Annotated in this window: 15 protein-coding genes; 6 read left to right on the top strand and 9 right to left on the bottom strand. The window is 61.8% G+C overall.

Features of this window, described 5'->3' with window-relative positions; all coding sequences use genetic code 11:
• Positions 1 to 57 precede the first annotated feature (57 nt).
• Entirely contained in the window at positions 58 to 1,608 is a 1,551-nt protein-coding gene (locus AB4Z15_RS18640) for an MFS transporter (protein WP_442018443.1), read from the top strand.
• A 12-nt stretch (positions 1,609 to 1,620) separates the two neighbouring features.
• Here the strand turns inward: AB4Z15_RS18640 and AB4Z15_RS18635 are convergent, their stop codons facing one another.
• Complete coding sequence (locus tag AB4Z15_RS18635) at positions 1,621 to 2,271, bottom strand: cyclodeaminase/cyclohydrolase family protein (RefSeq protein ID WP_442018442.1); 651 nt, start codon at positions 2,269 to 2,271, stop codon at positions 1,621 to 1,623.
• Positions 2,272 to 2,346: 75 nt separating this feature from the next.
• Here AB4Z15_RS18635 and AB4Z15_RS18630 point away from each other — a divergent pair, with 75 nt between their 5' ends.
• Entirely contained in the window at positions 2,347 to 3,570 is a 1,224-nt protein-coding gene (locus AB4Z15_RS18630) for an amidohydrolase (protein WP_442018441.1), read from the top strand.
• Positions 3,571 to 3,655: 85 nt separating this feature from the next.
• Here AB4Z15_RS18630 and AB4Z15_RS18625 read toward each other — a convergent pair whose 3' ends face one another.
• Both AB4Z15_RS18625 and AB4Z15_RS18620 read right to left on the bottom strand, forming a co-directional pair.
• On the bottom strand, positions 3,656 to 3,877 hold the full coding sequence (locus AB4Z15_RS18625) for a hypothetical protein (protein ID WP_442018440.1): 222 nt from the start codon (positions 3,875 to 3,877) through the stop codon (positions 3,656 to 3,658).
• 74 nt (positions 3,878 to 3,951) lie between these two features.
• Complete coding sequence (locus AB4Z15_RS18620) at positions 3,952 to 4,941, bottom strand: NAD(P)/FAD-dependent oxidoreductase (protein WP_442018439.1); 990 nt, start codon at positions 4,939 to 4,941, stop codon at positions 3,952 to 3,954.
• A gap of 98 nt (positions 4,942 to 5,039) precedes the next feature.
• Here AB4Z15_RS18620 and AB4Z15_RS18615 point away from each other — a divergent pair, with 98 nt between their 5' ends.
• From AB4Z15_RS18615 to AB4Z15_RS18600, 4 genes are all read left to right on the top strand, one after another.
• The gene (locus AB4Z15_RS18615; protein ID WP_442018438.1) at positions 5,040 to 5,621 is read left to right on the top strand and encodes a helix-turn-helix domain-containing protein; all 582 of its coding nucleotides are present in this window, start codon (positions 5,040 to 5,042) and stop codon (positions 5,619 to 5,621) included.
• A 125-nt stretch (positions 5,622 to 5,746) separates the two neighbouring features.
• Positions 5,747 to 6,775, top strand: a complete 1,029-nt coding sequence (locus AB4Z15_RS18610; protein ID WP_442018437.1) for a nitrilase-related carbon-nitrogen hydrolase — start codon at positions 5,747 to 5,749, stop codon at positions 6,773 to 6,775.
• Positions 6,772 to 7,797, top strand: coding sequence for an agmatine deiminase family protein (locus AB4Z15_RS18605; protein ID WP_442018436.1), 1,026 nt, complete (start codon positions 6,772 to 6,774; stop codon positions 7,795 to 7,797). The genes AB4Z15_RS18610 and AB4Z15_RS18605 overlap by 4 nt, the downstream gene beginning before the upstream one ends.
• Positions 7,798 to 7,809: 12 nt before the next feature.
• Positions 7,810 to 9,357, top strand: coding sequence for an APC family permease (locus tag AB4Z15_RS18600; RefSeq protein ID WP_442018435.1), 1,548 nt, complete (start codon positions 7,810 to 7,812; stop codon positions 9,355 to 9,357).
• Between the two features lie 86 nt (positions 9,358 to 9,443).
• Here AB4Z15_RS18600 and AB4Z15_RS18595 read toward each other — a convergent pair whose 3' ends face one another.
• From AB4Z15_RS18595 to AB4Z15_RS18570, 6 genes are all read right to left on the bottom strand, one after another.
• Entirely contained in the window at positions 9,444 to 9,989 is a 546-nt protein-coding gene (locus AB4Z15_RS18595; protein WP_442018434.1) for an AMIN-like domain-containing (lipo)protein, read from the bottom strand.
• A gap of 295 nt (positions 9,990 to 10,284) precedes the next feature.
• Positions 10,285 to 10,587, bottom strand: coding sequence for a DUF4193 domain-containing protein (locus AB4Z15_RS18590; protein ID WP_216926976.1), 303 nt, complete (start codon positions 10,585 to 10,587; stop codon positions 10,285 to 10,287).
• A gap of 124 nt (positions 10,588 to 10,711) precedes the next feature.
• A complete protein-coding gene (locus AB4Z15_RS18585) occupies positions 10,712 to 10,942 on the bottom strand; it encodes a hypothetical protein (protein ID WP_442018433.1) in 231 nt (76 codons plus the stop codon).
• Between the two features lie 101 nt (positions 10,943 to 11,043).
• Positions 11,044 to 12,261: an L-2-hydroxyglutarate oxidase gene (gene lhgO, locus AB4Z15_RS18580; RefSeq protein WP_442018432.1), complete on the bottom strand. Its 1,218-nt coding sequence runs from the start codon at positions 12,259 to 12,261 to the stop codon at positions 11,044 to 11,046.
• Positions 12,262 to 12,358: 97 nt separating this feature from the next.
• A complete protein-coding gene (locus tag AB4Z15_RS18575) occupies positions 12,359 to 12,853 on the bottom strand; it encodes a DUF805 domain-containing protein (protein ID WP_442018431.1) in 495 nt (164 codons plus the stop codon).
• A 283-nt stretch (positions 12,854 to 13,136) separates the two neighbouring features.
• Positions 13,137 to 13,754: IS3 family transposase (locus AB4Z15_RS18570; protein ID WP_442018430.1), on the bottom strand; the 618-nt coding region annotated here is incomplete at its 5' end.

Below are 13,754 nucleotides of genomic sequence, written 5' to 3'. Positions count from 1 at the left end.
ACGGGGTTGGTGCTGTTGACTTTGAAACTATACCGTCTGGACGGTATAGTTAATGACATGTTCACGCCGCCCTCAACCCAAGCACCCCGTTCCGCTCGCTCCCTGACCAGTCAGGCAGCACCGTGGCGCGATTGGACGGCCCTGGCACTCCTGATGTTCCCGGTGCTGCTGGTGGCCGTCGATAACACCGCGCTCACGTTCGCCCTGCCGGCAATTGCCCGCTCCTTGGATATGGGTGGCGTGCAGCTCCTATGGGTCATTGACGCCTACCCGCTCGTGTTGGCGGCGCTGCTGGTTTCCATGGGCAACCTCGGCGACAGGATCGGACGACGGCGGCTGCTGCTGATCGGCAGCACGGGCTTCGCCGCGGTTTCGGCTGCTACAGCATTCGCGCCTTCCGCGGAATGGCTGATTGCCGGCCGCGCCGCACTTGGCGTATTTGGCGCGATGTTGATGCCTTCAACGCTGTCCTTGATCCGGAACATCTTTGCTGATCCGAACCGTCGGCGGCTCGCGATCGCCGTATGGGCTGCCGGATTCTCTGGTGGCGCCGCCCTTGGCCCGATCTTTGGTGGCTGGCTGGTGGAACACTTCTGGTGGGGTGCGGTCTTCCTGGTAGCGACCTTCCTCCTCCTGCCCCTCCTCGCCTTCGGCAGGGCCCTCATTCCCGAATCCAAGGACGCCAATCCCGGCAGGGTGGACGTGCCCAGCATCGCGCTGTCCGTGATCACCATGGCTCCGTTCGTTTACGGCATCAAGGAATTTGCTGTCCACGGATTCGGGGTGTCCGCAGCGGCCTTCATGGTCTTCGGCTTGGTGATGGGCATTGTGTTTGTGCGTCGCCAGCGGCAGATCCAGAGTCCCATGCTGGACGTCTCTTTGTTCAAGAACAAGGTGTTCAGCACAGCGATAGTGGCCAACGTCCTGTCCTTGTTTTCCATGACGGGCTTCATCTACTTCTTCGCCCAGCACCTGCAACTTGTTGAGCGCCAGTCCCCCATGGAGGCTGGCATCGCAATGATTCCGGCGCTCCTGGCAACGGTCATCGCCGGCCTGGTGGTGGTCCCGCTGGTAAAGCGCGTCCGGCCAGGATTCGTGGTGGCCGGCGGACTTACCCTCAGCGCGGCGGGCTATTTGGTGGTCGCTGTAGGTGACCACGGCAGCGGACCTGTGTTCCTGTTGTCAGCTTTGACTGTCCTCGCCGTTGGCGTCGGCGCCGCGGAAACCATCTCCAACGACCTCATCCTCGGCTCGGTGCCGGCCGACAAATCCGGAGCGGCGTCCGCGATCTCCGAAACCGGCTACGAGCTGGGTTCGCTCCTGGGAACGGCCGTGCTGGGCTCTATCCTCACTGCGTCCTACCAGCACAACCTCGTCATCCCGGAGGGGTTGTCCACGCAGGCAGCCGGTAAATCGGGAGAAACGCTGGCGGGCGCAGTGGATGCTGCTGCGGCCCTACCCGCTCCGCTATCGGATGCACTGACAGCCGCCGCCCGGGTAGCCTTCGAGTCCGGCGTCCACATCACTGCGGCGATTGGGCTGGTACTGATGGCAGGGGCGGCAGTGCTTGCCGCCGTCGTGCTCCGCCGGGTTCCCAGGGCGCAGTAAGCGCCGCGGGAATCAGTGGCCGTCCGTAGGTGCAGCCTTGCCATCTACGGCGGCCACCAGCTGGTCAATCCGGTCCAGGGCATCGCCGAGCCACCCTACCGTTGCCCACAATTCAGGGTGCTGTTCCTTGATCTCGTCCAGCGACGCGCCCGCGGATCTGAGCGACCCGAGGTCAAAGCTCACGTTGGTGCGGGCTCCTGCAATGGCCGCCCTGAGGGCACCGAAGCCAACCACCACATCAGCAATGAGCGCCGGATTCCCGTTGGCGGCCAGCCATCCCAGGTCCTCGATGGCTTCGATGGCATGGTCTCCAAGGACCGCGGACGCCTTGGCTGCATCGACGGATGCACGGTGGATTGCTTCATCGCGCTCCGGGCCCGGATCAAGCCGGAAGGCCGCGCCGAAAGCCTTTGACGCCGCAGCGTCGTCGTCGGCCAACTTCAGGGCGGTTTCGCGGAGCGTGCTGGCCCGGGCCTGCAGCTCGGCCAGCCGATCATCGGGGGCCTCCGTGTAACCGGCAACCATGGATGTCAGGGATGCTGCGATGGCGAGCATTACGCCCGTTCCTGCGCCTCCACCAGGCGACCCGCTGGATTCTGCCAGAGCCCTGGTCCAATCCTCGACCGTTGAGCGTTGGGTAGTGATCTCTTGTGAAGATTCCATGCATCAAGTTTGCCCTCTGGTGACCTCGGTACACTGGCCAGACCCTGCGGCGTCTACCTGTTAAGGAAAATTCCCATGAGCATGGACCTTGAAGCCCTCTACCGTGACCTCCACTCGAACCCGGAGCTTTCCTTCCAAGAGGTTAGAACCGCCGGGATCATCGGCGGACACCTCGAGGACTTGGGGCTGCTGGTTCACCGCAACGTCGGGAAGACGGGGGTCGTAGGAGTCCTGGACAATGGCCCCGGACCTGTGGTCATGCTTCGTGCCGATATGGACGCGTTGCCCGTCAAAGAAGCCACCGGATTGGACTACGCAAGTACGGCAGTCGGCGTCGATCATGAAGGCCGTGAGGTGCCGGTCATGCATGCGTGCGGGCACGACGTACATGTCACCTGCCTGCTCGGAGCAGTGGAAGAGTTGGCCGCAAAGCGGCAGGAGTGGCAGGGCACCCTGATCGCCGTCTTCCAACCAGCCGAAGAATGGGGTGGCGGTGCCCAGGCAATGGTCGCGGATGGGCTCTTTGACCTTGTCCCCAAGCCGGACGTGGTCCTCGGCCAGCACGTGGCGCCCTTTCCTGCCGGATGGTTCGGCATCCGTCCGGGTGTGGCCATGGCATCAGCGGATTCCCTCAACGTGACGTTGCATGGGCGCGGCGGCCACGGCTCCCGGCCTGAAACCACCATTGATCCAGTGCTCATGGCCGCGGCAACCATCATGCGCCTGCAGGGAGTGGTGTCCCGCGAACTCGCCGCCAGCGATTCCGCAGTAGTTACGGTTGGGCAAATCCATTCGGGAACCAAGAACAACATCATTCCCGAGACTGCAACCCTTGGCCTCAGCATCCGATCCTTCAGCGAGCCCACGCGGGAGAAAGTCCTGAACTCGATCGAGCGCATCGTTCGAAGTGAGGCTGCCGCCTCAGGCTCCCTCAAGGAACCCGACTTCCACTATGAGGAGCGCTTCCCGTTAACCGTCAATGACGAATCGGCCGCGGGACGGGTGGCTTCAGCATTCTCCGATAGGTTCGGGGCGGCGAGGATCATAGACCCGGGCCCCGTCTCAGGCAGTGAAGACGTAGGCCAACTCGCGACGGCGGCCGGCGCGCCCTTGGTTTTTTGGTTCCTGGGCGGGATCGGGGCCACCCACTTTCAAGATTGGGCGACGACGAGTCGCCTGCCGGAGGACGTTCCATCGAACCATTCGCCCTTCTTTGCCCCGATCATCCAGCCAACACTGACCCTTGGGACGGAAGCACTGGTCACTGGCGCCCTCGAATTTCTGGACGCCCCGAAGTAACGGAAACCCCCGCTTAACGGACAATTCACCACCGCGCGCGGTGGTGAATTGTCCGTTGGACGGGGTTCTTTGCCCGGACCGACGCCTAGACCTTCTCGCGGATGCGGTCGATCCTCGGTTCTGAAACCTCAAATTCCCTGCGACGACGGGCCAGGAAAGTCCACAACGTTCCTTCTGTCTGCGGGCTCTTCTCGGCAGGGGCCTCAGGTGCCTGATCCTTGCTCGTCTCAGGCTTGTGCATCTCGGGCGTGCGCACGGAGTCCTTCTTCGAGCGCCTCTCATAGCCCTCATAGTACGAGTAGCACATACCCAACCTCCTTAGTGGCTGTCCCTTAATCGTCCTCGCACGAGGGCCGTAAGTCGACTGTTATTTAATGCAACTCACGGTGAAACAAGGCGTTCATCGCGGCGGGCCGCCGACGCTACAGCCAGCCTGGTTTCGGCCATCATGAGATCCGCGTTGATGACTGCACCGGACATGTTTCCTGCCGCCGCTGCGGCCACTACCTGACCAGTGAGATCAGTGACATTGCCGGCTACCCAAACGCCCGGCACCGATGTGGCTCCCCCCGGCGCAGCCGCTTCAAAATGAAGTCCCACTCCCTGGGGGTGTTCCACCGGCTCAATACCGAGGGATTCGAGCACCCTGGAACGCGCCTCCATGCGCGGACCAGCCACCACCGCCTCAACTGGTATCACCGCGCCGGATTCCAGGACGACGCCACTCAAGGCATCGTCAGTGACTTCCAATGACTGAACCTTGCCTTCGACTACGCTGATGGACCGGGCCGCCAGTTGTTCCCACTGCTCTTCGGAGGGTTCGACGACGTCGTTCAGGAACAGCGTGACGTCGGGGCTCCACTGCCGGAACAACAAAGTTTGGTGCAGAGCCATGGGTACGGACCCCAGAATGCCGATCGCTTTGTTCCGCACTTCCCAACCATGGCAGTACGGGCAGTGCAGGACGTCCCTGCCCCAGCGCTCCCGGATGCCCTTCACGTCCGGAAGGATGTCAGTCAGGCCCGTGGCCACCAGTATCCGACGCGCCCCGATAGTCCGACCATCAGCCAGGTCCACCTCAAAGGCGGGTTCCGAAGCGTTGGTGGGATCCGGCGTCGAACGCGCCGCTACAGCCACGCCCGAAGCAATGTGGCCGCCGTAGTGCAGAACTTCCGCCCTGCCAAGCGCCAAGAGCTCCTTGGGGCTGAGCCCGTCCCGGGAAAGGAAGCCGTGCACTCCTGCAGCAGGGGCGTTCCGCGGCTCCCCGGCGTCGATGACCAGCACGGACCGCAACGCCCTACCCAGCGTGACGGCGGCACTTAACCCAGCTGAGCCACCTCCCACAATGACGACGTCGTATTGTTGTTCCATTTTTGTCTCCTGTTCGCTCTGTTGTGAGGCCTGGTTCGATGCTCAACCGGACACATCGAAAGCAGCAACAAATTTTGCCAGTATGGCAAACTGGAGCCATGACTCCGGATTTCAGCAAAATGCTCGACGCCGTTGGCCCTCGCCTGCGAGCGCTGCGGACCCAACGCAATGTGACGCTGGCGGAGGCCTCGGCAGCCACGGGTATTTCAGTCAGCACGCTCTCCAGGTTGGAGTCGGGGCAACGGAAGCCCACGCTCGAACTGCTCCTGCCCATTGCCCGGCTTCATCAAATCCCCCTCGAAGAACTCATCGACGCCCCGGAAACCGGTGATCCGCGGATTCACCTCAAGCCGCACGTGCACGAGTGGGGCACAGCCTTGCCGCTGACACGTCGAGCGGGGGGAATCCAAGCGTTCAAGATGGTCCTGCCGGGCGGCACGGGGAAGGAAATTCCGGATCCTCAATCCCATGAGGGCTACGACTGGATGTACATCCTCAACGGCAAACTCCGGCTTGTCCTGGGCGAGAACGACTTCATTCTTAAGGCAGGTGAGGCGGCGGAGTTCGATACGCGGACGCCACACTGGTTCGCCAGCGCCACTAAGGAACCCGTGGAGCTCCTCACCCTCTTTGGGCAGCAAGGCGAACGCATGCATGTCAGGGCGCGACCCAAGCGATAAGCTCCCTGCACGCAAAGGAAATGAAGGGAATTCATTTTTGCCCCTTGCATCCAGCCGTGACTACCGCCATACTAAATGAACGCTATTCATTTAGTGACTGTCGTCTCACCGGAGTACATGCCCCCATGATTGAAATTACCCGCCTCGAAGCCCCGACTTCCTTGGCCCGCACCGAGCCGTCCACCCGCACCCCTCTGCGGGTCGGCGTCGTTCAGCACCGCTGGCACGCTGATCAAGCAGTCCTGCATGCCGAACTGAACGACGGAATCGAACGCGCAGCCAAGCTGGGAGCCAGTGTTGTTTTCCTGCCTGAACTGACGCTCTCCCGTTACCCCGCAGACACCCGACCGGAGAACAACCCGGCCGCAGGTATCCGCCCTTCAGACATCACAGAGGACCTGCTGACGGGCCCCACCTTCACGTTCGCCGCAGCGGCCGCCAGGACGTACGGCGTTTCGGTCCACGCATCGCTCTACCAGCGTGCTGAAAACCCGGACGGCTCGGATGACGGCTTGGGACTGAACACCGCGATCCTCGTCTCCCCCGCTGGCGAGCTCGTGGCCCGTACCCACAAGCTGCACATCCCCGTCACAGCCGGCTACTACGAGGACAAGTTCTTCCGTAAGGGCCCGGCCGCCGAAGATGCGTACGCCGTCCATGCTCCTGCCGAACTCGGCGGCGCACGCCTGGGCATGCCCACCTGCTGGGATGAATGGTTCCCGGAGCTTGCCCGTACGTACTCCCTGGGTGGGGCCGAAATCCTGGTCTACCCCACTGCCATTGGTTCCGAACCGGACCACCCCGACTTCGACACCCAGCCGCTCTGGCAGCAGGTCATCGTAGGCAACGGCATCGCCAACGGCCTCTTCATGATTGCCCCCAACCGCTACGGCAGCGAGGGCACCCTGAACTTCTATGGTTCATCCTTCATCTCCGATCCGTACGGCCGCATCCTTGTCCAGGCACCCCGCGATGAATCCGCAGTCCTGGTGGCCGACCTCGACCTGGACCAGCGCAAGGATTGGCTCACGCTCTTCCCGTTCCTGGCTACCCGCCGCCCGGAGACGTACGGCCGCCTCACGGAACCCGTGAACCCCAACGCCCCGCTCGGCTCCACAGCCGAGGCCACGCCGTACCAGGCTGTATCCGCATGAGCGCCTGGCGGATGCCGTCCGAGACCGCACCCCAGGATCGTGTCTGGATGGCCTTCCCCACTGGTGGCTACACCTTGGGCGACACGGAGGAAGAGGCCCACGCTGCGCGGTCCACGTGGGCTGCCGTTGCCAACGCCATCCTTGAGTTCGAGCCGGTCACCATGGTGGTACACCCCGACGACGTCGACACAGCCGCGCGTTACCTGGACCCTCGCGTCGAGGTACTGACAGCTGAACTCAACGACGCCTGGATGCGGGACATCGGGCCGTCCTTCGTGCTTGATGCCAACAAGCAGCTGGGTGCCGTGGACTGGATCTTCAACGGATGGGGCGGCCAGGATTGGGCCACATGGGACAAGGATTCCCTCATCGCAGCGGAGATCAGCGCCCGCGCCGATGCCCACCACATCCCGTCAGGCATCGTCAACGAGGGTGGCGGCATCCAGGTTGATGGCGAAGGCACAGTCCTGGTCACCGAGACCGTACAGCTTGACCAAGGCCGCAACCCGGGTCTGACCAAGGCGGACATCGAAGGGGAACTGGCCCGCACCATCGGCGCCACCCATGTAGTCTGGCTGCCCCGCGGCCTCACCCGTGACTCGGAGAAATTCGGTACCCGCGGCCACGTGGACATCGTGGCAGCGATCCCGAGCCCCGGCACGCTGTTGGTCCACTCCCAGCAGAACCCCGAACACCCGGACTACAACGTCTCCCGGGAAATCATCGACTTCCTGCGCACCACCCATGACGCAGCAGGCCGGGACTGGAACATCATCGAAGTTCCCGCCCCGGAGACCCTTACCGACGACGAAGGATATGTGGACTACAGCTACATCAACCACCTCGTGGTCAACGGAGGGGTTATCGCATGCAGTTTCAATGACCCCATGGACGAGAAAGCACTCCGCATCCTCGCCGACGCCTATCCCGGACGCCGCGTAGTCAGTGTTGACGCGCGGGAACTCTTTGCCCGGGGCGGCGGTATCCACTGCATTACGCAGCAGCAGCCTACGGCCATCTAGAAAGGGCCTTTCATGAGCCAGACAATCCGTAGCACGGCCTCAGGCACCAGCCCGGCCGGCACGTCGCACGAGATCAGCGGCAAGGGACTGAAGACGGGGCAGTTGGGGCTCCTCGCCGTCGTCGTTCTTGGCATTTCAACCATCGCCCCGGCGTATACGCTTACCAGCGCGCTCGGTCCAACTGTCAACGAAGCCGGGCTGCAACTGCCCGTGATCTTCCTTATCGGGTTTATTCCGATGATCCTGGTGTCACTGGCATACCGGGAACTCAACGCAGATTCCCCGGACAGCGGCACCACCTTCACGTGGGTGACTAAAGCCTTCGGCCCCTGGGTGGGTTGGATGGGTGGCTGGGGCCTGCTTGCGGCGAACATCATCGTCCTGTCCAACCTGGCAGGCGTCGCAGTGGACTTCTTCTACCTCTTTCTGGCACAGGTTACGGGCTCCCCCGAGCTCGCGGACCTCGCCTCGAACAAGGTCCTGAACGTTGCCACCTGCTTCGTCTTCGTTGCCCTGGCCGTGTGGGTGAGCTACCGCGGCCTGCACACCACCAAGATCGTCCAGTACGGGCTGGTCGGCTTCCAGTTGCTGGTCCTTGGCCTGTTCGTGGCCATGGCTTTCGCCAACTGGTCCACCTCCGAGACTGCCGTTCCCTTCAGCTGGGACTGGTTCGACGTCACCAAGATCGAGACCTTCGGCCAGATCGCGGCCGGCATCTCCCTGTCGATCTTCGTTTACTGGGGCTGGGATGTCTGCCTCACAGTGAACGAGGAAACCGCCAACGGGAAGAAGACCGCCGGCCTCGCAGGCACGCTGACCGCCGTCATCGTGCTGGGCATCTACCTCCTTGTCATCATCGCCACCATGATGTTCGCAGGCGTTGGGGACACGGGAGTCGGCCTGAACAACGAGGAAAACAGCGCCAACGTGTTCACGGCCCTCGCTTCACCGGTTATGGGTCCGTTCGCGATCCTCATGTCCCTCGCAGTCCTCTCGAGCTCGGCCGCATCACTGCAGTCCACGTTCACTTCACCATCGCGCAGCCTGCTGGCCATGGCACACTATGGCGCCCTGCCCGAGCGCTTCGCCCACATGAGCAAGAAGTTCTCGACGCCGGGCTTCGCCACCGTCGCGGCCGGCGTCCTGTCCGCGGGCTTCTACGCCGTGATGCACGTGATCAGTGAAAACGTCCTCAACGACACCATCCTGGCGCTGGGCTTGATGATCTGCTTCTACTACGGGCTCACGGCCATCGCGTGTGTCTGGTACTTCCGGAACAGCGTGTTCTCCAGTGCCCGCAACTTCTTCCTGCGTCTCCTCTGCCCGCTGCTGGGTGGCGTCGGCCTGTTCGTTGTTTTCCTGCAGACCGCGGTGGACAGCTGGGCCCCGGAGTTTGGAAGTGGCTCGGAGATCTTCGGAGTGGGGCTCGTGTTCGTGCTCGGCATCGGAATCCTTGCCTTGGGCGCCGTGTTCATGCTGATCATGTCCCGTATCCGTCCCGGTTTCTTCCGCGGAGATACCATCCGTAAGGACACCCCTGCCTTGGTGGTCCCCGAGTAGCTCTTGTCGAGAAATCGCTGGAAAGCTGCCAGTTCGCCGGAATGATCCGGGCGAACTGGCAGCTTTCGTAGGTTTTGGCGGAATTCCTACCAACGATGGGCGACGTCCACCACAAGGCGCGAACCGCCGTCGGGCCCGTCCAAAGTGAAGACACGGAACGGAAGCCGGGCACGGACACCCAAACCGATGCTCGTGTAGCCTTCGAAGCTGCCCGCGTAAACCACCTGACGGAACGTCTCATACCCGGAAACGTTGGACAACTCAGCCTTGGCAGCCGGCGCGTACGTCAGTTGGCCGTTCTGGTCGTACGACGGCGCTGTCACTACCACTTGCAGGTCAGCATCCCCGAGCACGGGGATTGGATAGCCGGTGGCATCTTGAACCACAACCGGGACATACTGCACTGAATAGCCGGCCACCTTGCCGGTCATATCGATCACCAAGCGGTCGTAACAGGGCTGCTGGCCCGTACGGACGTTGGTGACGTTGGCGGCGCTCATGTCGGGGTCGGCCTTGGCCAGCGAGCCCCACATGATCCCGCAATATGGTGATGCCGAGGCTGGCCCCGGTGCCACCAGACCGAGTCCGGCAGCTGCAAGGACTGCTGCCAAACCCGCTCCAAATTTCCTCATTTTTTGTGCCCCCTTCAGGCGAAGTTGATACTTCAACAGTAGGAGTGCGTTGGGTGGTTTGGATGGGTTGTGGCCGCTTCGGCGCACAACCGTTAAAACGACTCCGGGGTGGTCACAGGAGAGTCATGGAAGGGGACATTTACGCCGGTTCAGGGACTGTATTGAGGGTCTTCATGCACAGGTTCGTAATCGAACATAACGACACCGGGGCGTTACAAAGAGCCGCGGATACGCAAAAGCCCCATCCGACCATTCATTGGCCTGACGGGGCACGAACGTTTTGCGGTGCCTGGGGTTAGCCTTCGCAGTCCTTGCAGTACTTAAGGCCGTTCTTTTCCAGGGCAACCTGGGACCGGTGGCGGACCAGGAAGCAGGAAGAACACGTGAATTCATCAGACTGTTCAGGTACCACCACAACGGTCAGTTCTTCACCGGAAAGATCGGCGCCCGGGAGGTCGATGCCTTCCGCGGTATCGTTTTCGTCGATGTCGATGACTGCAGTCTGGGCACCGGTGCCGCGGGACGCCTGAAGAGCCTCAAGCGAGTCCGCGGGAGTCTCTTCTTCTGTCTTGCGGGGTGCGTCGTAATCAGTAGCCATTGGGTTCGCTTTCGTTGCTGCATAGTGCCATTTCAGGCACCTCAGTGAAGCAGTTTAGGGCATAGCATCCGCGTTAAACGAAAAGTGTGCCCAAAACAACATTCAGCAGCTTTCAAGCCAACCTTTAGGGGTTACGGCGGGTCATTCCCGAGTGGGATTGAATGGCCTGCGCACTCGCGACCGTAACCCCGCTAAGCGCCGGAAGCCACGTCCAATCGGTGGACCGGCCGTGAGCACCGTGGCCGCCTGGATCGTTTGCCGGTTCCACACAATCCAGGACGTATGCGGCCTCAATCCATTGGCCGATCTTGGAGCCGATCTTCGCGCTTTGTTGAGCCAACCAGGATGCTTTCATGCGGCAAAGGTATCCGGGCGTCATGTGGGGCTGGTTTCTGCGGCGTCACGGGCTTGTTAACTTCCCCTTTGCGGGGCTCAGTCCTGCAAAGCCTGCTGCAGTTAGTCCCGCAAGGCCTGCTGCACGATGTACTCCGCAATCGCCATGGACGACGTAGCCCCCGGCGACGGTGCATTCCGCACCAAAACCGTGTCCCGGCGTCGTGAAATCACAAAATCATCCACCAGTGAACCGTCAGCGTTCATGGCTTGGGCACGGACACCGCGTGTGCCGGGAAGAATAGTGGCACCCTCCAACGAGGGAACAAAGCGTACGGCCTCCTTGATGAACTTCTTCTTACTGACGACGGTCTGGAATTCGCGGACTGCCGACGGTACATTCTGGCGGGCAAAATTCCAGAAGCCTGGAAAGAGCGTGTAATTCAGGACGTCCCGCACATCGAAGTCCTTCCAAGAATAGGCCTCGCGTCCGAAGGAGATGAATGCGTTGGGGCCCAGCATCATTTCGCCGTCGATCCTTTTGGTCAGGTGCACGCCAAGGAAGGGATGCTTGGGGTCCGGCACAGGATAAATCAAGCCCCTCACTTGTGCGCGGGTTTCCTTCCCGAGGAGGAAGTATTGCCCAAAGAACGGAACGATTCGCGGCGTTGCGGACTCCCCGGTCGCTTTCGCCAACCGGTCCGATTGAAGCCCGGCGCAGGCCACCACGAGATCGTAGTGTTCGCCTCCAGCCTTCGTGTGGACCACGGCGCCGCTCCCCTGCTGTTCCAGCGAGGTGACTTCCTGCCCAAGCCGGATCTGCCCGCCTGCGTCACGAACGTCGTCGGCGAGCGCATTGGTGATGGCCCTGTAGTCCACGATCGCTGTTTCCGGCGAGTGCAAGGCAGAAAGCCCGACGGCGTTCGGCTCCACCTCCTGTAGTTGGTCACTGCGCAGCATGCGTGCGCCCGGCACTCCATTGGCCGTTGCCCGCGCGAAGATGTTCTCCAGTCGTTTCGATTCTTCGGGGGTCTGGGCGATCACCAACTTCCCGCAGGCCTCGTACGGCAGATCCTTGGCCTTGCAGAATTCCTGAAGCAGGGCAACTCCTCGGCGGCAGAGCGTTGCCTTCAGCCCGCCAGGCTCGTAGTACAGGCCCGCATGGACTACACCAGAGTTGTGGCCGGTCTGGTGCTTGGCGAGCTGGTCTTCCTTCTCGTAAACCGTGACCTGGACGCCGTCGAGTTTGTTGGCCAGTTCCCGGGCCACAGCCACGCCGATAATCCCGCCTCCAATGACGGCGCATCGCTTGATGTTCTTCGGAGTTGTGTTCGTGGACATGGGAACTCCTCGTTGGGGGCCTCTGCGTTGGGGAATGAAAAGGGGCGGCACTTGGCGTGCCGCCCCTTTTAGATAGTGCTTATGGGTGCATGAACTGCTAGATACCGCTGGGCTGATCGAAACGCTGGCCGGCCGGGTTGGACGGCAGGAGCATCAGTACCAGCAGGCCCAGTCCACCCACGAAGGGAACCAGGCCGATGAGGGCGAGCCAGCCGCTGAAGTTGCCATCGTGCAGACGGCGGACGATCAGCGCAATGGACGGAATGATCGTTGCCAGGCCGAAAATGACGAGCAAAATTATGCCCACGACAAAGCCACCTCCAGGCACTAATGTTCCGTCAGCTGAAACGGTTGCGCCAGCAGTGCCCAGGCCAAGGAAAATGAACTCAAGCACGAGGCCGATGACACCCAAAGCGAGGGCCACCCACCAGTATTCGCTGCGGCTCGCACGGCCCGTGAAGGCGGTGTACTTCTTGAAGAAACGCTTTACAGCGGCGCCAATGGGTGCGCCATAGTAGGGAGCCCACAGCGGCGGTTCGCCGGTCTGTGCGCCATACGGCTGGGTGTGCTGTGGCTGTTGCTGGTAACTCACGGTGTTCCCCCGGGGTTAGGTGTGAATGATGCAATGAGACCAAACTCAGTGATGAGTCGTTGCTCATCGTAGTGCTCTCCGCGGTATTTATGCAGGTCAATGGACAAAATTAACCGGGATTTAGTTCGGTGGCGGATTATGTCGCCCCAATCCCTCTCTCACATACCAACCCTTTTAACCCAACGTTCTCTCACATAACTGCCGATTTTGAGGCATGCTCTCTCACATATCGGCCCTTTCCGTGCGCTCGTCAAGTTTTTGAGACAGTTCTCGTTGTTGTTGGTTAGGCGGCCAGGGGTTGCTGGGCGGTGGTGTGGTGGTTTGCGTGGGCTGTGGCGGGTGGGAGGCCGCCGGCGCGGCGGTTGGGTCGGCGGCGGTTGTACCAGCCCTCGATGTAGTCCATGACGGCGGTCCGGGCAGCGATCCTGGAGCCGAAGCGTTGGTGGTGGTAGAACTCGGTTTTGAGGTGGGAGAAGAAGTTCTCGGCTACCGCGTTGTCCCAGCACACCCCGACCTTGCCCATGGACTGGGTAACCCCGTTGGTGCCGCACCATTGCTGGAATTCGTCGGAGGTGTATTGGGTACCGCGGTCGGAGTGGAAGACCACACCATGTTCGGCGAAACGGCCGTGGTTCCGTGCCATCTGCAGGGCTGCGGTGCACAGGCTTGCCCGCATGTGGGCAGCCATGGACCAGCCGATGACCATGCCGGAAAAGAGGTCGATGACGGTGGCCAGGTAGAGCCAGCCCTCCCCGGTGCGCAGGTAGGTGATGTCTCCGACCAGGCGGGTCCCGGGCACCGCGGAGGTGAAGTCGCGTTTGCCCTGTTCATCGAGCATGTGGTTCTCGATGTGGGCGGTCTTGGCTTGCGGGTCCTGGACCGTGGTCCTCTTCCAGGCCCG

This window comes from Paenarthrobacter sp. 2TAF44 (genome assembly GCF_052114885.1).
In the GTDB taxonomy this organism is placed as follows: domain Bacteria; phylum Actinomycetota; class Actinomycetes; order Actinomycetales; family Micrococcaceae; genus Arthrobacter.
The sequence above is the reverse complement of the archived record's forward strand: the minus strand, read 5'-3'. Positions and strand labels throughout refer to the sequence as shown.